General features: G+C 63.3%; 12 protein-coding genes and 1 tRNA gene. 7 read left to right on the top strand and 6 right to left on the bottom strand.

What is annotated here, in order from left to right; all coding sequences use genetic code 11:
• Positions 1–2: 2 nt before the first annotated feature.
• A complete protein-coding gene (fdhD, locus tag ACX80B_RS15225) occupies positions 3–827 on the top strand; it encodes a formate dehydrogenase accessory sulfurtransferase FdhD (RefSeq protein WP_459297659.1) in 825 nt (274 codons plus the stop codon).
• Positions 828–980: 153 nt separating this feature from the next.
• Here the strand turns inward: fdhD and cydD are convergent, their stop codons facing one another.
• The 3 genes from cydD to ACX80B_RS15210 form a co-directional block, all read right to left on the bottom strand.
• Complete coding sequence (cydD, locus tag ACX80B_RS15220; RefSeq protein ID WP_459297657.1) at positions 981–4385, bottom strand: thiol reductant ABC exporter subunit CydD; 3405 nt, start codon at positions 4383–4385, stop codon at positions 981–983.
• Entirely contained in the window at positions 4382–5401 is a 1020-nt protein-coding gene (gene cydB / locus ACX80B_RS15215) for a cytochrome d ubiquinol oxidase subunit II (RefSeq protein WP_459297655.1), read from the bottom strand. The genes cydD and cydB overlap by 4 nt, the downstream gene beginning before the upstream one ends.
• Positions 5402–5535: 134 nt before the next feature.
• Entirely contained in the window at positions 5536–7143 is a 1608-nt protein-coding gene (locus ACX80B_RS15210; RefSeq protein WP_459297653.1) for a cytochrome ubiquinol oxidase subunit I, read from the bottom strand.
• Positions 7144–7360: 217 nt separating this feature from the next.
• Here ACX80B_RS15210 and ACX80B_RS15205 point away from each other — a divergent pair, with 217 nt between their 5' ends.
• From ACX80B_RS15205 to ACX80B_RS15195, 3 genes are all read left to right on the top strand, one after another.
• Positions 7361–8296 (top strand): LysR family transcriptional regulator, encoded by a 936-nt coding sequence (locus tag ACX80B_RS15205; RefSeq protein ID WP_459297651.1) that lies wholly within the window; start codon positions 7361–7363, stop codon positions 8294–8296.
• A 28-nt stretch (positions 8297–8324) separates the two neighbouring features.
• Positions 8325–9371, top strand: coding sequence for an LLM class flavin-dependent oxidoreductase (locus tag ACX80B_RS15200; protein WP_459297649.1), 1047 nt, complete (start codon positions 8325–8327; stop codon positions 9369–9371).
• Positions 9372–9528: 157 nt separating this feature from the next.
• Positions 9529–11454: an ABC transporter ATP-binding protein gene (locus ACX80B_RS15195; protein WP_459297647.1), complete on the top strand. Its 1926-nt coding sequence runs from the start codon at positions 9529–9531 to the stop codon at positions 11452–11454.
• Here ACX80B_RS15195 and ACX80B_RS15190 read toward each other — a convergent pair.
• From ACX80B_RS15190 to ACX80B_RS15180, 3 genes are all read right to left on the bottom strand, one after another.
• A complete protein-coding gene (locus ACX80B_RS15190) occupies positions 11451–12107 on the bottom strand; it encodes an SDR family oxidoreductase (protein ID WP_459297645.1) in 657 nt (218 codons plus the stop codon). The genes ACX80B_RS15195 and ACX80B_RS15190 overlap by 4 nt on opposite strands.
• Before the next feature lie 65 nt (positions 12108–12172).
• Complete coding sequence (locus ACX80B_RS15185) at positions 12173–12661, bottom strand: DUF6314 family protein (protein WP_459297643.1); 489 nt, start codon at positions 12659–12661, stop codon at positions 12173–12175.
• Positions 12662–12686: 25 nt separating this feature from the next.
• A tRNA-Arg gene (locus ACX80B_RS15180) sits at positions 12687–12760 on the bottom strand.
• Between the two features lie 171 nt (positions 12761–12931).
• Between ACX80B_RS15180 and nhaA the strand changes: the two genes are divergently transcribed.
• The 3 genes from nhaA to pcrA all read left to right on the top strand — a co-directional run bounded on the left by nhaA (position 12932) and on the right by pcrA (position 18668).
• Positions 12932–14272 carry a Na+/H+ antiporter NhaA gene (gene nhaA / locus ACX80B_RS15175; protein WP_459297641.1) on the top strand — a complete coding sequence of 447 codons (1341 nt, stop codon included), beginning with the start codon at positions 12932–12934 and terminating at the stop codon, positions 14270–14272.
• Between the two features lie 285 nt (positions 14273–14557).
• Positions 14558–16114, top strand: a complete 1557-nt coding sequence (locus ACX80B_RS15170) for an alanine/glycine:cation symporter family protein (protein WP_459297639.1) — start codon at positions 14558–14560, stop codon at positions 16112–16114.
• Positions 16115–16271: 157 nt separating this feature from the next.
• On the top strand, positions 16272–18668 hold the full coding sequence (gene pcrA / locus ACX80B_RS15165) for a DNA helicase PcrA (RefSeq protein WP_459297637.1): 2397 nt from the start codon (positions 16272–16274) through the stop codon (positions 18666–18668).
• The last annotated feature ends 76 nt before the right edge of the window (positions 18669–18744 follow it).

Genomic DNA, 18744 nt, shown 5'->3' with positions numbered 1-18744 from the left:
ACATGGGCAGAGTTACACAGCGCATAAAGGTCACGAAATTCACCGTCGGAGGCCCGGTGCGCACCCGTGAGGACACGACGGCGGCGGAGGAGCCGCTGGAGATCCGCGTCAACGGCACACCGTTCTCGGTAACCATGCGTACGCCGGGCGACGACTTCGATCTGGTGGCCGGTTTCCTGGTCTCCGAGGGGATCATATCCGAAGCGGAACAGCTCTCGACGATGCGTTTCTGCGCCGGGGAGGACGAGACCGGACGGCAAACGTTCAACGTCATCGAGGCCCAGCTTGCTCCAGGTGTGGCGCCGCCGGATACCAGTCTGGAGCGGCATGTCTACACCAGCAGCTCGTGCGGCATTTGCGGGACGGCGTCCATTGATGCTGTGCGGAAGACGTCCCGTTTTGCGATCGACACAGATCCGCTGCAGATCGGGGTGCAGGTGCTGGCCGGGCTGCCGGACAACCTGCGGAAGCGGCAGAAGGTTTTCGATCGGACGGGCGGCGTGCACGCGGCAGGTCTCTTCAACGCCGATGGCGAACTGCTCTGCCTGCGTGAAGACGTCGGCCGGCATAATGCGGTCGACAAGGTCGTGGGCTGGGCGTTGCGCGAGGGACGGCTGCCGCTTGCCCAAACGGTGCTGCAGGTCTCCGGCCGGGCTTCGTTCGAGCTGGTGCAGAAGGCGTACCTGGCGGGCATTCCGGCCCTGGCCGCCGTGAGCGCACCCTCCTCGTTGGCCGTCGAGCTCGCCGAATCGGTGGGGATGACCCTGGTGGGCTTCAGCCGCGGGACCTCCCTGAATGCGTACTCCCATCCGGAACGGATCGTCTGAGGGATTCGATAATGGTTCTTCGCCATCCTCGCGCTGCCGCCGTCGATGATTTCACCTCTCGCGCGGGCCCATCCTCTCGGGGATTCGAGAATGCTTCGAGTTGGGACATTTAACCCTGCGCGCGCATGTCGAAATGTCCCAAATGGAAGCGATCTAGACCGTTTGGAACTGCAGTTCCCTGTTGGAGGTTGCCGCACTGTCGAGTTTCAGTTCGAGCAAGTCGTCACAGACCGCCGCGTCCTCAGGACTGTGCGTCACCATCACGACGGACTTCCCGGCCAGGCCGCGGCGCAGATCGGTCATGAGCTGCCGAGCGGATCCGCGGTCCAGATGCGCCGTCGGTTCGTCAAGGAGTACGACGTCGGCCTCGGTCAACAGGGCGCGCGCCACGGCCAGGCGCTGCCTTTGACCACCGGACAGCCAGGCGCCGCCCGGTCCGATCGAGGTAGCGGTCCCGTCCGGCAGGCCGCGGACGAAGCCGCCTAAGCCGACGCTGTCCAGAGCGGAATGGATCTCCGCCTCCGAGGGAGGATCGCCTGCACTGCGGGCAAGGACGAGATTGGCCCGGATGCTCGAGTTGAACAGGTGCGCCTCCTGGGGGCACCACGCGACGCGCGGGATGGTGCCTGCTGAAACGGCTGAGTCTGCGGAGACGTTCGCCGTCAGATAGCTTCCACGGTCGAGCGGCAGGAATCCGAGCAGCACGCCGAGCAGGGTCGATTTTCCACTCCCGGAAGGACCTGTCACCGCCAACCACCGGCCACGCCCCACCTCGAGTGACAGGGACGAGAAAACCGGTGACTTCTGTCCGGGATAGCTGTAGCCGGCGTCGCGGAGTTCCAGGACCTTGTCCGAGGCCCGAAACGCGCAGACGTTGCGTGGGGCGTTATCGGACGGCACCCGGGCGGATCCGAGTTCGGGCAGCACACGTTCGCCTACGGCGCGCCAGGCTGCGAGTTGCTGTGCGGCGGTGTTGACTGCAGCGAACGGTTCTATCAGCGCCAGCTGCATCAGAACGACGACGGCGGCGACCCCGGCGGGAACGTCGTCCGCGGCGCCAAGCATGGCCAAGGCGCTCAGGGAACAGGCCAGGGCGGTTAGCGCGTTCGCCAGACCTTGTGCCCAGGCGCTGCGCTGCAGCCTTGCCGTGAGATCGGAGTCGAGCTTCCCGGCGTCGTCGCGCACGGTGTCCGCCACAGCGTTGGCGGTCAGATCTTCCGCTGCGGCCAGCATCCGGGACGAAGCGTTCAACATGCTCGCCTTCACCTCAACTGCGGCACGGCGGGCGGCACGGTCGGCGGCGAGAGCCAGCGCCGGCGCGGCGAACAGGCAGACGGCGGACAGCAACAGTTGCCACGGCAGCCCGGCTGGCAACCAGACAGCGGTAACGACGCACGAGACGGCCGCCGTCGCCAATCCGACCAACGGGGTGAATACCGCCCGCGGGGCCAGATCGCGGAGCTCATCGACATCGCCCACGAGCTTCTCCAGTACACCACCGCCGCGGGCCAGCTTCCGCCAGGCCGCCGGGCGCTCGAGCAGTCCGTTCCACAGCCGGAGCCGCAGGGCGTTCGTGCTCTGGAAAACCGCGTCGTGCAGGCGCAGGCGCTCGCAGTAGCGCAGTACCGAGCGGCCGATCCCGAAGAAACGGACTCCCACAATTGCGGTCAGAAGATACAGGATGGGCGGCTGTTCGCTGGCTCGTACGATCAACCAGCCGGACAGTGCGGTCAGCGCCACGGCGAACAGGGCAGCCCCGGTGCCGAACAGCAGGGCGGCGACGAATTGCCGGCTCCAGGGCCGCAGCATTGCCAGATTCCGCAGCACGGGTTGCTTCGCGGCGGGCGCTGGGGCCGGATCCGGCGTTTCCGGCAACGTCGACGAGGGTCCGACGGCGGCGGTCCCGTCGTAGCCGAGCTTGCGGGACTGCACGGTGTGCTCTGCGGCGCTCGTGGTTGATTCGGTCCACACCCCCACCGGAATCACTTGGTCTGCGAGCGCAGCGGTCTCCGGATTGTGCGCGATGAACACCATCGTGACCCGGCCACGCAACGCCGCCAGCGCGGACTCGATGGCGCGGGCACTGGGATCATCCAGGTGTGCCGTCGGCTCGTCCGCCAATAACAGGTCAGCATCAGTGTTCTCCAGCCGGGCCAGCGCCCTCGCCACAGCCACGCGCCGCAACTCACCCGGACTGAGTTCGCCGGTCGGAGTGTCGAGCAGGGCCGCCGAGTGGAGTTTGTCGAGGGCTCGGACGGCGGCGTCTCGTCGTTCCTGGTCATCCGCCAGGCCTGAGTAGAGTCCAATCTCTTCGGCGACAGTGGCAGCGGTCAGCACAGGATGCTGGGGGATCCAGGCGATCGAGCCGCGGTCCGCTCCAGTGATGGTGCCGGAGACCCGGGAGCCAGGACCGTCACCCCGCAGTCCGGCCAATACCTCCAGAACGGACGTTTTGCCGCTGCCGCTGGGGCCGGACAATGCTGTGATCGAACCTGATGGCACCGTGAAGTCCAGGTTCTCGACCACATTGCCGTCCCGGCCTTCATACCCGATGGACAATCCACGAACCGTCAGGTCACGGCCCCGCTGATGCCCGCCTGAACCGTCCGGAACCAGCCGCCGGACAGGCGGCGCCTCCGTTACCTGCCGGGTTCGTTCCAGCGCGTCCAGTCCATCCTCGCTGGCATGGTGCGCGGCACCGAGGTCGCGGAGCGGTTGGTAGCATTCCGGCGCGAGAATCAGCGCGAGCAGGCCAAATTCCAGGCTCATATCCCCGTGCAGGAGCCGAATGCCAATGAACACCGCCACCACCGCAACGGAGATAGTCGCAATCAGCTCCAGCGCCAGCGAGGACAGGAACGCGACCTTGAGCGTCTCCATCGTGCGGGAGCGGTATTGGTCGGCTACGTCGCGCAGTGCCCTGGTCTGCGCGCCGGCACGGCCAAGCCCCACCAGCACCGGCAGCCCGCGTGCGAGCTCGAGCAGGTGGTCGGAGAGACGGTCCAGTGACGACGACGCCTCCCGGACCTTGTCCTGTGTGTGCAGCCCAATCAGGACCATGAACACCGGCACCAGCGGCACGGTCAGCACGACGACGACGGCGCTGATCCAGTCGGCGAACAAGATACGCGCACCGATCAGCAGCGGAACAACCGCACACGTGACCAGCGCCGGAAGGTACTTGGTGTAGTAGTTATCCAGCCCATCCAGTCCCCGGGTGAGCAGCACACTCAAGGCGCCGGTGCCCAATCCAGCCGCCCTGCCGCCGTCGTCCATCACCCTGGTGGTCAACGCGGAGCGGAGCTCTTCCTTCACCCCGGCGGCGGCCCGTTGCGCGGTGGATTCCTGGCCCCAGACGGCGACCGAGCGGATGATGGCCCCGAGGATGCCTTCGGCGAGGAGTCCGGTCCAATCGACCGCACCCGCGGCCAGCGACGCGATTCCGGTGGCGACGGCCTGGGCGATCAGGACCAGACCGGCGGCCTTGAGGGCGGCTAGCAGGCCAAGCAGGTAAAGCGCGCGCCGGCTGGTGGCGCTGACCGTCAGGACGGGTTTCATTGTGCGGTCACCGAGTGCGCCTGCGGAATGCTGCCGCTGCTGACCCGGCGGCGGAACACCCAGTAGGTCCAGCCCTGGTAGACGAGCACCGCCGGCAGCCCGATCAGCCCGACCACGCTCATCACCGTTAACGTATAGTCCGACGACGACGCGTTGGTGACCGTGAGATCGAACGCGCTGCTGATGGTCGAGGGCAGGACGACGGGGAAGGCGGCGGTGAAGATGGTCGCGGTGCCGCCGGCAAGGAAAACCGCCATACCGGTGAAGCTCAAACCGTCCCGCTGCCGCGACGCCATCCGCCAGGCGAAAACCGCGCCGGCCACCGCGACGCCGAGAGTCAGCCAGGTGGCGACCTTGCCGCCGTCGAGATGGACCACGATCGCCCACGCCGCCATCGGCAACAGCCCCACCGGCATCCACCTCAGCAATAACCGGCGGGCACGGACGCGGATATCGCCGTCGGTCTTCAGGACCAGGAAGGCCGCGGCGTGGACCAGGCAGAAGAGGACGACGCCGAAGCCGCCCAGCAGGGCGTAGCCGCTGAACCAGGAGAAGGGGCCGCCCTCGCGGTCGCCGTTCGCGTTAATCGGCAGACCGGTGGTGGTCAGCGCCAAGGCGGCACCTACGCCGAAGGACGACACGAACGAACCGAGGGCGATCGCCCAGTCCCAGCGGTTCCGCCAGGCGGCCGAATCGACTTTGCCCCGGTACTCGAACGCGACGGCGCGGAAAATGAGCCCGATCAGCACGGCCAGCAGCGGCAGGTACAGGGTGGAGAACAGCGAGGCGTACCAGAGCGGGAAGGCCGCGAAGGTGGCGGCGCCGGCAGTGATCAGCCAAACCTCGTTCCCGTCCCAGACCGGACCGACCGTGTTCAGCAGCACGCGGCGTTCGCTATTGTTCCGGGCGAACAGCTTCATCAGCATCCCGACGCCCAGGTCGAAGCCCTCCAGCAGGAGGTAGCCGGTCCACAGGTAGGCGATGATGACAAACCAGAGGGTTGGCAGGAATTCCATCTCAGTTCTCCAGTAGATTCGGCAATGGTGAAGAGCAGGGGGCAGGCGGAAACGCCGAAGACGGTCCTGCGCGTCGAAAACGGTGGCGCCAACCACCGTCGTCGGCGAGGAGGTCCGTTCTCGACGTGGCCGGGTCAGTAGGCGAAGGCGAGCACATCGTCTTTGTCCTTGCCGTGGTCGCCGGAGCCATCGCCGCCGGTGCCGTCGCCGCCGTCGGGCGGGTGCTTTGCGTCGGCGAGCAGTTCCGGCATGGCAGAGGGGACGCCGCCGCGGACGTAGGTGAAGAGCATCTTGACCTCCACAACCAGCAGGACGCCGTAGACAGTGGTGAAGGCGATCAGCGAGGTCAGCAGCTCGCCCGCGGATACGCCGGGCGAGACGGCCGCCGCCGTGAACATGAAGACGTTGTCGATACCGTTCGGGTCCGGATTCGGGGCGACGACGAAAGGTTGGCGGCCCATCTCGGTGAAGATCCAGCCGGCCGAGTTGGCGCCGAAGGGTGCGAGGATCCCGAATACGGCCAGGCGCATCAGCCACTTCGACTGCGGCACGGTTCCCTTGCGCGTGACATACAGGGCTGCGGCGGCAGCGGCGGCGGCGATGGCTCCGAACCCGATCATGATGCGGAAGCCCCAGTACGTGACCTCCATGACCGGGACGTAATCGATTTTCGTCCCCGCGCGCTCGCCGTAGATCGGGTTGTTCGGAAGGTGCGTGCCGAACTTCTCCTGGTACTCGGGCAGTAGCGAATTCACGCCCTGGATCTCGGTGTCGAAGTCGCCGTTGGCCATGAAGGAGAGCATGCCGGGGATCTCGACGACGGCGACAATGTCGTCACAGTTCTGCGAACCGAGATTGCCCACCGACAGGACGGAGAAGCCGGTTCCATCGTGGCAGGCGGCCTCCGCGGCGGCCATTTTCATCGGCTGCTGCTCGAACATGAGCTTCGCTTGCAGATCGCCTGTGACGGCGACACCGGCAAAGGATACGACGGCGACGACGGCACCTATCCGCAGCGAACGGAGCCAGACGTGATGGTCGGCGGCGTCGCGTCCGGTGGCCTTGACGTCCCCGACGAGTACCTTGCCGCCGTCGTCCACCACGTCGATGCCGTCCTTGCGGCGCTTCCACAGGTGGTACCAGCTGATGCCGAGCAGGAAGCCGCCCGCCACGGAGAAGGCACCGAATATGGTGTGCGGGAAGGCGACGAGGAGGGTGCTGTTGGTCAGGACAGCCCAGATGTCGTTCAAGACCGGACGGCCGTCGACCATTTCCACGCCGACCGGGTGCTGCATCCACGAGTTCGCGGCGAGGATGAAATACGCGGACATGATGGAGGCCAGCGCCGCAGACCAGATTGTTGCGAGGTGGAGCTTTTTGGGTAGCCGGTCCCAGCCGAATATCCACAGGCCGAGGAACGTCGACTCCACGAAGAACGCCAGCAGGGACTCCATCGCCAGCGGGGCTCCGAAGACATCACCGACGAAGCGCGAGTATTCGCTCCACGCCATGCCGAACTGGAACTCCTGGACCAGGCCGGTGGCTACGCCCATGATGAAGTTGATCAGGAAGAGCTTGCCCCAGAACTTCGTCATCCGCAGATATTGCGCCTTGCCGGTGCGGACCCACATGGTCTGCATGACGGCGACGACCAGGCCAAGGCCGATCGTCAGCGGCACCATCAGAAAGTGGTACACCGTGGTGATACCAAATTGCCAGCGGGCCAGTTCCAGAGCTTCCATCAGCCGTCCTCACAACCGAAGAGCCGGACGGGGAAATGCGGTGTCCGACGCGAGTTCCTAAGTCTTCTACAGGTCGTAGAAACAGTAACTTCTACACATCGTAGAACATTCTCGGAAGCGCCGGTAATCGACGTCGAATCGTGTCTGGCAGGTTGTCGAATGCCCGGAAGAGCCGCCGATCTACGGAGAGCATCACCATGGGGTGCAGAATTGCAGAATGAACGTACCGCTCCCGAAGCGCACGCCGCCGCAACGCACGCCGCCGAATCCTGATGACCTGCTGGTTCTCCTCGCCGTTTCCCGGTCCGGACGGTTTACCGCCGCGGCCGAAGACCTTGGTCTGAACCACACCACCGTTTCGCGCCGGATCGCGGCACTGGAGAAGAATCTGGGTGCGCGGGTTCTCTCCCGCGCGTCGGGCGGCTGGGAGTTGACCGAACTCGGCCGGCGGGCGGTTCTGGCCGCCGAAAACGTCGAACTGGCCGTCGGCCGGTTGAACGGCAGCGACGAAGAGGCAGACCGTCTTACGGGAGTGGTCCGGATGTCCGCCACGGACGGTTTCAGCGCCTACATCGCGGCGCCGGCCGTTGCGTCTCTGCGCCGGCAGCATCCGGGACTCAGTGTGGAGATCGAAACGGTCACCAGGCGGGCTCTCCAGCAGCGGTCCGGGCTCGATATCGAGGTCGTGGTGGGGGAGCCGCAAGTCCACCGGGCGGAAGCCATCCGCCTGGGTCCTTACATGCTGGGAATGTATGCCTCCCGCAGCTATCTGGCAGAGCATGGAACGCCTTCGACGCCGGAGGAGCTGAAGGAGCACCCGCTGGTCTACTTCGTCGACTCGATGCTTCAGGTGGACGACCTGGACGCACCGCGCCGGCTGGTGCCCTCGATGCGGGACTCGCTGACGTCCACCAACGTGTTCGTCCACGTGGAGGCCACCCGGGCCGGCGCCGGAGTGGGGTTCCTGCCCTGCTTCATGGCCGACCGGCACCCGGATCTGGTCAGGCTCCTGCCCGACGACTTCAAGGAGGAGCTGCCCTATTGGATGGTGCTGCGGGCGGACTCACTGCGCCAGCCCGCGGTGGCCGCCGTCGCCGAGGCGCTGTGGAAACAGACGACGTCGTACGAGGCCGTCTTGCTGGGCCGGAAATAGAAGCGATTCGCGGGTAGTTGCGGCCAGTATGGAACTCGGAATCTTCAGCTTTGGCGACATCCACCCAAATCCACTCACTGGGGAGAGGACATCGCCTCAGCAGCGGATGGCGGATCTGCTGGAACGCGCCAGACTCGCCGATGAGGTCGGGCTGCAGTACTTCGGGATCGGCGAGCACCACCGGCCCGATTACGCCGTTTCCGCGCCGGCGATGGTGTTGGCCGCGGCCGCCGCGCAGACCAGGAATATCCGCATCGGCAGCGCTGTCACCGTGCTGAGCACCGAGGATCCGGTCCGCGTCTACCAGCAGTTCGCCACACTGGACCTGCTCTCCGGCGGCCGGGCGGAGCTGACCGCGGGCCGGGGTTCCTTCATCGAGTCCTACCCGCTGTTCGGCGCCAATCTTTCCGACTATGACGAGCTTTACAACGAGAAAATCCAACTCCTGCTCGAATTGGACGAAAACGAGTACATCACTTGGAACGGCAAGTTCCGCCCGGCGCTGGAGAATGCGCGCATCCTGCCCCGGCCGGTGCAGGAGCACCTCGATATCTGGATCGCCACCGGCGGAACTCCCGAGTCGACGGTCCGGGCGGCGGTTCTGGGCAAGCCGGTGATCTACGCGATGCTCGGCGGCGCCATCAACAGCTTCGCCCAACACCAACAGCTCTACCGCCGCACCGCCACAGAAAACGGGCACGACGCCGGCAGCCTCAAGGTTGGCGTCAGTTCAGTTGGGCTGATTCTGCGCGGGAAGGCGCACGAAACCTACTTCCCGCACTGGATGGATTCGATGAGCCGGATCTCAGCCGAGCGTGGCTTCCCGGCGCCGAGCCGCCAGTCCTTCGATATGCAGGCCTCGGAACGCGGCGCCCTGTTTGTCGGCAATGCGGAGCAGATCACGGAAAAGATCCTCCGCACGCACGAATTCATGCAACATGACCGGCAGATCTTCCAACTGGACTTCTCTTCCGTGCCGCAGGCGCAGGTCCTCGAGTCGATCGAGCTGCTGGGAACCGAGATCCTGCCCGCGGTCAATAAGGAACTCGGCACCGGGACGAACAACACCGGATGACGCACCCCATTCCGTGAGCATCAGGTCTGTGGCTGTCCGGAATGGAATGACCTCCGCTGCTGTTGTGGCTTTAGGCTCTTAGCAGCGCCTTTCCGGCGCAGGCACCCGCCGGCGCAGATTGCCGGGCGGCGATAACAAGGTATGGAGGTCCGTGCAGATGAGCATGGAAGGGGCGGCATGGCATTCGCTTTACAGCATCACCCATGCCAAGAAGGACGCAAAGCCATTCAATAAGGCCACGCTGAAGCGGATCATGGGTTTTGCCGCTCCGCACCGGAAGAAGCTGGTGTGGTTCCTGATACTTTCGGTCGTCACCGCGGTTTTGGCCGTCGCCACGCCGCTGCTCGCCGGTCAGGTAGTCAATGCGATCACCAGTTCCGAATCGGTGGAAACCGTCGTCCGGCTTGCGGTGCTGATCGCGTTGATCGCCATCGCCGACGCCGGTCTCGGGCTCCTCAGCCGGTGGCTCTCCTCGCGGATCGGCGAAGCCCTGATCCTGGACCTGCGCACCGCCGTCTTCGACCATGTGCTGAAAATGCCAATCGCGTTCTTCACACGGACGCGCACCGGGGCTCTGGTCAGCCGCCTGAACAATGACGTCATCGGCGCCCAGCGTGCCTTCAGCGGAACCCTGTCCGGCGTCGTGAGCAATATCGTGGCGCTGGTGCTGACCTTCGTCGTCATGCTGGGACTGTCCTGGCAGGTGACGCTGCTGGCGCTGATCATGCTTCCGGTCTTCGTCATCCCCGCACGCCGCATGGGCAAGCGGCTCGCGGCCCTGCAGCGCGAATCTGCCAACCACAATGCGGCGATGGGCACCCAGATGACCGAGCGGTTCTCGGCACCCGGAGCCACCCTGATCAAACTCTTCGGCCGGCCGCACGAGGAATCAGCAGAGTTCGAAACCCGCGCCCGCCGCGTGCAGGATATCGGCGTCAAGACGGCCATGGTGCAATTCACCTTCGTCACGGCGCTGACACTGGTCTCAGCGCTGGCGCTCGCCTTGGTCTACGGTCTCGGCGGTTTCTACGCCATCATCGGTCAGCTCAACGCCGGCGACGTCGTCGCGTTGGCTCTGCTGCTGACCCGCCTTTACGCGCCGTTGACTGCATTGGCCAGCGCCCGGGTCGAGGTCATGAGCGCGCTGGTCAGCTTCGAGCGCGTCTTCGAGGTCCTTGACCTCGACCCGCTGATCAAAGAGAAGGACGACGCCGTCGAGGTTCCGGCCGGACCCGTGGCAGTGGAGTTCGACGACGTCACCTTCGCCTACCCCTCGGCGGAGAAAGTATCGCTCGCCTCATTGGAGGAGGTGGCCGTATTGGACACCCGCGGCGGCGAAGAGGTCCTGCATGGGATCAATTTCCGGGTCGAACCCGGCCAGACGGTGGCCCTGGTCGGGTCTTCCGGCGCCGGTAAGTCGACTATCGCCAACCTGCTGGCGCGGCTTTACGACGTCGACGGCGGCGCTGTCCGGATGGCGGGCACGGACCTGCGGGACGTGACATTCGAATCGCTGCGGAACACGCTCGGGATGGTTACCCAGGATGGGCACCTGTTCCATGACACCATCCGTGCCAACCTCACACTTGCCGCCCCCGACGCCACCGATGAGCAGGTCTGGAGCGTGATCGAACGGGCCCGGCTGGAACCTGTTATCCGATCCATGCCGGACGGGCTCGATACCGTGGTCGGGGAGCGCGGATACCGGCTCTCGGGCGGTGAACGCCAGCGGATGACCATCGCCCGGCTGTTGCTCGCCCAACCCCGCGTCGTGATCCTCGATGAAGCCACCGCCGCGCTCGATTCCACCTCCGAAGCAGCGGTGCAGGCAGCACTCGCCGAGGCACTTGCCGGACGTACAGCCGTCGTCATCGCCCACCGGCTCTCCACCATCCGGGCCGCAGACGCGATCCTGGTGGTGGAGGCCGGGCAGATCATCGAGCGCGGTACACATTCGCAGCTGCTGGCAGCCGATGGGCGCTACGCCGAGCTGTACCGGACGCAGTTTGCGGTGGACAAGGCGGAGACGGACAAGGCCGAGGCCGATGTCGCTGCCACCGAGAAAGCCGAAGCCGAGGTCTAAATACCTGCGCGGACGGCGTCAGCGACGGGGGTTTCGCCTCCGACAAGTTCCCACACGTGGCCCTGCGATCCGGGCTGGTCCAGCACCGCGATGACAGTGGCCGCAACGTCCTCGCGGGGGATCTGTCCGCGCTCAAGCTTTTCCGCCAGCTGGACCTTTCCGGTGCCGGGATCATCGGTCAGGCCGCCCGGACGGAGGATCGTCCACTGCAGCGAGGTGGACTTGAGGCTGTCATCGGCGTCCTTCTTGGCCTTGACGTATGCCGTCCACTGCTCGTTCGCATCGTCGCCCACCGGCTCATCGACGCTGATTGCGGATATTTGTACAAAGCGGTCGACGCCGGCAAGTTCGGCTGCTTTGGCCGACAGCACTGAACCGTCCCGGTCCACGGTCTGCTTGCGTTCAACGCCGGAGTTTGGTCCTCCGCCGGCCGCGAAGACGACGGCGTCGAAACCGTCCAGGTTTTTGGCCAGGTTGTCTGCGTCCGACTGTTCCAGGTCAAAGACCAGTGGCGTTCCTCCGGCCGCAATGACGTCGGAGGTGTGGTCCGGGTTGCGGAAAATACTGAGGACTTCATCGCCGCGGTCCGCGAGCTGGCGGGTCAGGGACATGGCGATCTTTCCGTGGCCGCCGACAATTGCAATCTTCATCATGCATTCCCTTCAGATTGGTCCATAGGAAGTTGCCTACGGGGGAGGAACCACAACCTGGACAGCGTTTATTCCGCTCCCGTTTGCTTCGGGTCCACGTCGCGTCGGAGATCGCTGGTCAGCAACAGATCCTTGGCAGGCCCGGTCACGCTCCATGCGTAACTCCATGAGTCGGCGTCCGCTACCAGGAAGGAGCCGCGGTAGATATCGGGGGAGCAAGGGTGAGCAGGGTGGTCCGTTCCGGTGGCTAGGTCCAGCCGGTGGAACGGACGGCCATCGTCGAAGAATACGTCCAGGGCGGAAGGAGAACCTGTCGGTCTCAAAATCAAACGGCGGGTGGTTGGCGCCGCTGCCTGACCAGGCCAGACCAGCGTGCCTGCTTCGTCATGGGTCAAGCCGCCGGCACCGTCGTTGTGAAAGACCGCGGTGCCGGTAAATGTTCCGCAGTTGCCGGACGCGCGGTCAAGCAACCGGCGCTCGATCCGCCAAGTGCCAAGCAGGAACGCTTTGAGGTCAGCAACGCCACTATCCGTCTTAAGGTCCTCCGAACAATCCATGTAACGCCTGGTTCAGCTCGACAAGTGCGCGAGGCGGGATTCGAACCCGCGACCTTCCCTTTAGGAGAGGGATGCTCTATCCAGCTGAGCTACTCACGCAGAAATCCACCAGCAGCGCCGGTGCGCAATCCAGCTTACAGCCTGGAAGACCCGGACTGCCCGCAGATCAATCCAGCGAGCCGAAACTGCGCACTCCTGTAAGGTGGAAAGTGGAGAGCCGGGAAGTCTGGTCGGCGCGATTATTGCCGCGCCAAACCTGAGGATACTCCCATGAATGACCGCTTCCCAACGCCATCAACTTCCCCACCTCGTGCTTTCCGCCGGAGCACTTACCCTGAGCATCTGCGACTATCGGCGATTCTGCGAAAAGAAACCGTCGGAGGCGTTCTACTACTGGTCGCGACCGTCGTCGCACTTGTCCTGGCCAATTCGCCAGCTTCAGAATCATACTTCGCTTTGCGGGACTTCGAGATCGGCTACGAGCCGTGGCATCTGAAACTGAGCCTGGGCGCGTGGGCAGCGGACGGCTTGCTGGCGATCTTTTTCTTCCTCGCCGGACTTGAGCTCAAGCGCGAATTCGTAGCAGGAGATCTTCGGAAATTCGAGCGGGCCATCGTGCCGGTCGCTGCGGCCGTCGGGGGAGTGGTTGTGCCGGCAGCCATCTACGTGGCAATCAACCTGGGCGGCGGCCGTGACGCGTTGCAGGGTTGGGCAATTCCAACGGCTACCGATATTGCGTTTGCAGTTGCCGTGCTCGCCGTCATTGGGTCCCACCTGCCCAGCGCCCTGCGGATTTTCCTGCTCACGCTCGCAGTCGTGGACGACCTGCTCGCCATCGCAATCATTGCTTTCTTCTACTCCAGCGACATCAGCTTCACGCCACTCATGCTGGCGGTTATTCCGCTGGGGGTATACGGCCTGCTGGCGCATAAGCACGCTCAGTTCTTCGGCGCGAAGACGTCGGGAGCGTGGTTCATCCTGCTGCCTCTGGCCGTGCTGGTTTGGGTATTGGTCCATGCTTCGGGAGTCCACGCCACTGTTGCCGGAGTCTTGCTGGGCTTCGCCGTTCCGGTGATGCGCAGCCGCCAGGGTGGAGGGCCGGAAGCTGGTCCCGGTCTCGCGGAGACGTTTGAACACCGCTTTCGTCCAATTTCGGCTGGGGTAGCCGTCCCTCTGTTCGCCTTCTTCTCAGCTGGTGTCGCCATTGGAGGCATTGCAGGACTCGTTGAAGCGCTGACCGATCCTGTGGCCGTGGGAATCGTTGTCGCGCTGGTTGTCGGAAAGCCGGTCGGAATCCTGCTCGCCACGCTGCTCGTTATCAAGTTGACCAAAGCGACCCTTGATCCGGATTTATCGTGGGTCGATATATCCGGTGTAGCGATTCTTGCAGGTGTTGGATTCACTGTTTCACTGTTGATCAGTGAGCTCGCATTTGGGTCCGGAACGGTTCAGGACGACTATGCCAAAGTGGCCATTCTAACCGGATCCCTACTGGCGGCCCTGTTGGCAGCCATGGTTCTTCGTGCAAGGAACCGGCAGTACCGGAAGGTCGAGGCGAAGGAACGCGTCGATGCGGACCGTGACGGAGTCCCCGATGTCTTTGAAAATTAGGCATCCCCGGTCTGTTGCAAAATTGTTATAACCGTGCAGGAACCCCCGAACTCGGCAACGCGTTCTTCACTTCGGTTGAAATGGTTGCCGGAGTGCCTCATTTCCCAGCGTTGGCGCCATCGCGGTATGTTTGAACCGTTACGAAGGACGGCTGGCAAGCGGCGGAATGGGTTGCCAAATTGACCAATTTGAGATGTGTGGTATCAATCACAATCTGATCTCATTGTGAGAGAATCGACTCACTCAGTTTGAGATTCGTCACAATTTACGATTGGTTATTGAACCATGGCAACAAACGTAATCGCACCCCTCGCCCAGTCCGAGTGGCTTACATCTATTGAAGAATCAATCAACACAGTTTTCGAGCCTGTGGCGTTCTGGTTTGGGAAGATTGTATTTTTCCCCATCTCGATCGGCGGCTTTGAATTCCCGTTCGTCGTCGCGTGGCTGATCGCCGCCGGCATCATCTTCACTATCTATTTAGGCTTTATCCAATTCCGTGGCCTCAAGGTTTCCGCAGAGGTCGTCCGCGGACACTACTCCACTCCCAGCGACCCCGGAGAAGTGCCGCACTTTCAAGCTCTAACCTCGGCCCTGTCCGGAACTGTCGGTCTCGGCAATATCGCCGGTGTCGGTGCCGCTATGGCCATCGGTGGTCCAGGCGCCACATTCTGGATGATCCTCGCCGGTCTTCTGGGTATGTGCACCAAGTTCGCCGAGTGTACCCTCGGTGTGAAATACCGCGAAGTACATCCGGACGGCACCGTTTCCGGCGGGCCGTTCAAGTACCTGATGGTCGCCTACGGCAAGATCGGCAAAGTCCCGGCGAAGATCATGACCGGCATCTTCGCGGTCGCCATCCTGATCTTCGGCGTTGCGGGCGGCAACATGTTCCAGGCCAACCAGACCTTCGCGCAGATCCGCAATGTGACCGGTGGAGCAGACGGATTCATGGGCAGCGATGGCGCCGCCCTGATCTTCGGTCTGATCCTGGCCGGCCTCGTCGCGGCAGTCATCCTTGGTGGTATCAAGTCCATTGGTGCCACTACGAGCCGGTTGGTTCCCGCGATGGGCATCGTCTACGTGATTGCCTGTTTGATCGTGATCTTCCGCAACTTTGGCCAGGTGCCGGAAGCGTTCGCTTCCATCATCGAGGGTGCGTTTGTGGCAGAGGGCATCGCCGGTGGTGTTATCGGTGTGATGATCACCGGATTCACGCGTGCGGCGTTCTCGAATGAGGCAGGTCTGGGCTCGGCCCCGATTGCGCACTCTGCGGTAAAGACCCGTCGTCCGGTCAGTGAGGGTTTCGTCGCACTGTTCGAGCCGCTGATCGACACCGTGGTTATTTGTACGATGACGGCCCTCGCCATCATCATCGCCGGGGCCCCGAGCTTCCAAGCCGGTATCGATCAGGTACAGGCTGGCGAGGGAACGCCGGATGGCGTGATCCTCACATCCGACGCCTTCGAAACGGTTCTGCCTTGGTTCCCGATTGTGCTGGCCATCGCCGTAGCGCTGTTCGCCTTCTCCACCCTGATCACCTGGTCCTACTACGGGCTGAAGGCCTGGGAGTTCCTGTTTGGGCGTAGCAACGTCTCGGAAGTAATTTACAAGGTCGTCTTCCTGATGTTCACCGTCATTGGAACCGTGCTGACCTTCGGGCAAGTCCTGGCGTTCTCGGATGCAGCACTGTTTGTCTGCGGCTTCGTCAACCTCCTTGGTGTCTACCTGCTGCTGCCGGTCATCAAGAAGGAAATGAAGCAGTACTTGGCCGACCGCCGCGCTGGCACCTTGAAGGAGCTCGGCGAGGAATCGGATGATCGTACCGCAGCAGGTCGCTAACAACTGAACTGTTCAAGCCGAGGAGCGGTTTGAACGCAATCTCCAAAGCAATGTGTCCGCTGGCTTCCAGAGCCGGCGGACACAATGCTTTAAGCGTGGAGCATTCACCAGAGCCGCCGTCGTTCCTGTCTGTGCCAGCGCCTAGACTTAAAGCACCATGAATTCTCTTTACTCGGAACTGGCAGACACGGACAACCGCCCCGCCGCCCCCGCGCTCCCCGGAGAGCAGGACTTACTAGCCGGGTTGAATCCGCAACAGGAGGAGGCGGTCAAGCACGCGGGCAGCCCGTTGCTGATTGTCGCCGGAGCCGGTTCCGGTAAAACGCGGGTGCTGAGTCACCGGATCGCGTTCCTGCTCGCCACCCGCAGGGCCAGGCCGGGACAGATCCTCGCCATCACGTTCACCAACAAGGCGGCGGCCGAAATGCGGGAACGCATTGGCTCGCTGGTCGGTGATTCGGCGCGGAACATGTGGATCTCCACCTTCCACTCCTCGTGTGTGCGGATCCTGCGCCGTGAGGCCAAAACCGTCGGAATGAACTCGAATTTTTCCATCTACGATGCGGCGGATTCGCTGCGCCTGATCACGCAGGTGGCCAAACAGCACGAACTGGACCCCAAGCGCTTCACGCCGAGGTCGATCCAGCACAAAATTTCCGCGCTAAAGAACGAACTCATCGATGACGACTCTTTCGCCTCCTCCGCAAACCTCTCGGATCCGTTCGAGCAGGCGGTTGCCGAAGTCTACAAGGGCTACACGCAACGGCTCCGGGCGGCGAACGCCATGGACTTCGACGACCTGATCGCCCAAACCGTTTTCCTGCTCCGGGCCTTTCCCGCGGTAGCCGATTCCTACCGGCGGCGCTTCCGCCATGTACTCGTCGACGAGTACCAGGACACCAACCACGCGCAGTACGCACTGGTTCATGAGCTGGTTGGCGCGTCTGATTCGGACGGTCGTGCCGAGTTGACCGTCGTCGGGGACTCGGACCAATCGATTTACGCATTCCGCGGTGCCGACGTCCGCAACATCGTCGAATTCGAGAAAGATTATCCGGATGCGCGGACAATTCTGCTGGAGCAGAACTACCGCTCCAGCCAGACCATCCTTTCGGCCGCGAACGCCGTCATTTCTAGAAACCCGGACCGCCCGGTAAAGCGGCTCTGGACCGCCGAAGGCGACGGCGAAAAGATCATTGGCTACGTCGCCGAAAACGAGCACGAGGAAGCCCGCTTCATCGCCGAGGAAATCGACCGGTTGCAGGACGACCACGGATTGCGCCCGGGCGATATCGCGATCTTCTACCGCACAAACGCCCAATCCCGCTCGCTGGAGGAAATCCTGATGCGCGTCGGTTTGCCCTACAAGGTTGTCGGCGGCACACGGTTCTATGAGCGCAAGGAAATCAAAGACGCACTGGCATATCTTCGCGTGCTGGTGAACCCCGACGACGTGGTGAACCTGCGGAGGATCCTCAACGAACCGAAGCGCGGCATCGGTGATCGGGCAGAGGGCGCGCTGGCAGCCTTGTCCGATCGGGATCGCGTCAGTTTCATGGAAGCGATGCGCCGGGCGGAAGAGGCACCCGGCATGGCAACCCGGTCGGTCAACGCTGTCACCGGCTTCGTGAAACTCCTTGATGACCTTCGCGACGTTGCCGACGGTTCCGGTGCGGCCGCGGCGTTGGAAGCCGTGCTTGAGCAGACTGGATATCTTGCGGGACTGAGGCAGAGCTCCGATCCACAGGATGAATCCCGGGTGGAGAACCTTGCGGAATTGGTTGCCGTCGTCCGGGAGTATGAGCGCGATAATCCGGACGGCTCACTGGGCGCGTTCCTGGAGCAGGTTTCGTTGGTAGCCGACGCCGACCAGATTCCGGATCAGCCGGATGAAGGCGCATCGGAAGAGGATATTGCAGCCCAGGCCAAGGCGGCGCGCGAACAAGGCGTTGTCACGCTAATGACGCTGCACACGGCCAAGGGACTGGAATTTCCGGTCGTTTTCCTGACCGGCCTCGAGCACGGAATCTTCCCGCATCAGCGTTCGATGGCTGATCCGGCCGAACTGGCTGAGGAGCGGAGGCTGGCATACGTAGGCCTGACCCGCGCCCGCAAACGCCTGTATCTAACGCGTTCGGAGCAGCGGAGCATGTGGGGGCAGAGCCAATACAACCCGGCCAGCCAGTTCATTGAGGAGGTCCCCCGTGAATTGGTCGACTGGAAGCGTGAAGGCAGGACGCGGAGCTTTGCCGCGGACGGCTGGGGCTCGACCAACAGTGGCGGGACGAGCAGGTACGGCGGATCCTACTGGGGCGCCGCCGGCGGAGGCCAGTTGCCACCCAGCACGGTATCCCGGCCTGCCGCTGCAGGGAGGGTCCAACCAAATAAAGAGGTTCTTTCTTTGGAAATTGGAGATAAAGTTAGTCACACAAGTTTTGGAAATGGTACAGTTCTCTCGCTTGAGGGGTCTGGAGACAAGACCGTTGCCAAGGTACAGTTCAATGTAGGGGAAAAGCGTCTACTGCTCAGGTATGCACCACTGAGCAAGGCGTAGGGGTCGAAAACCACCGACAACTCAATATTCAGCACCAACTTTCTTATTACTCGCATCAAGGGAAACACTCGCTCGG

This window comes from Arthrobacter monumenti (assembly GCF_054511255.1).
Note: the sequence above shows the minus strand (reverse complement) of the source record. Positions and strands in the feature narration are given on the sequence as shown.

Bases quoted from the DNA above. Each gene is read 5' to 3' on its own strand.
- cydB (WP_459297655.1), bottom strand. From the start codon at position 5,401: ATGGAATTCCTGCCAACCCTCTGGTTTGTCATCATCGCCTACCTGTGG.
- fdhD (WP_459297659.1), top strand. From the start codon at position 3: ATGGGCAGAGTTACACAGCGCATAAAGGTCACGAAATTCACCGTCGGA.
- ACX80B_RS15190 (WP_459297645.1), bottom strand. From the start codon at position 12,107: ATGATGAAGATTGCAATTGTCGGCGGCCACGGAAAGATCGCCATGTCC.
- ACX80B_RS15205 (WP_459297651.1), top strand. From the start codon at position 7,361: ATGAACGTACCGCTCCCGAAGCGCACGCCGCCGCAACGCACGCCGCCG.
- ACX80B_RS15195 (WP_459297647.1), top strand. From the start codon at position 9,529: ATGAGCATGGAAGGGGCGGCATGGCATTCGCTTTACAGCATCACCCAT.
- ACX80B_RS15170 (WP_459297639.1), top strand. From the start codon at position 14,558: ATGGCAACAAACGTAATCGCACCCCTCGCCCAGTCCGAGTGGCTTACA.
- pcrA (WP_459297637.1), top strand. From the start codon at position 16,272: ATGAATTCTCTTTACTCGGAACTGGCAGACACGGACAACCGCCCCGCC.
- ACX80B_RS15200 (WP_459297649.1), top strand. From the start codon at position 8,325: ATGGAACTCGGAATCTTCAGCTTTGGCGACATCCACCCAAATCCACTC.
- ACX80B_RS15210 (WP_459297653.1), bottom strand. From the start codon at position 7,143: ATGGAAGCTCTGGAACTGGCCCGCTGGCAATTTGGTATCACCACGGTG.
- nhaA (WP_459297641.1), top strand. From the start codon at position 12,932: ATGAATGACCGCTTCCCAACGCCATCAACTTCCCCACCTCGTGCTTTC.
- ACX80B_RS15185 (WP_459297643.1), bottom strand. From the start codon at position 12,661: ATGGATTGTTCGGAGGACCTTAAGACGGATAGTGGCGTTGCTGACCTC.
- cydD (WP_459297657.1), bottom strand. From the start codon at position 4,385: ATGAAACCCGTCCTGACGGTCAGCGCCACCAGCCGGCGCGCGCTTTAC.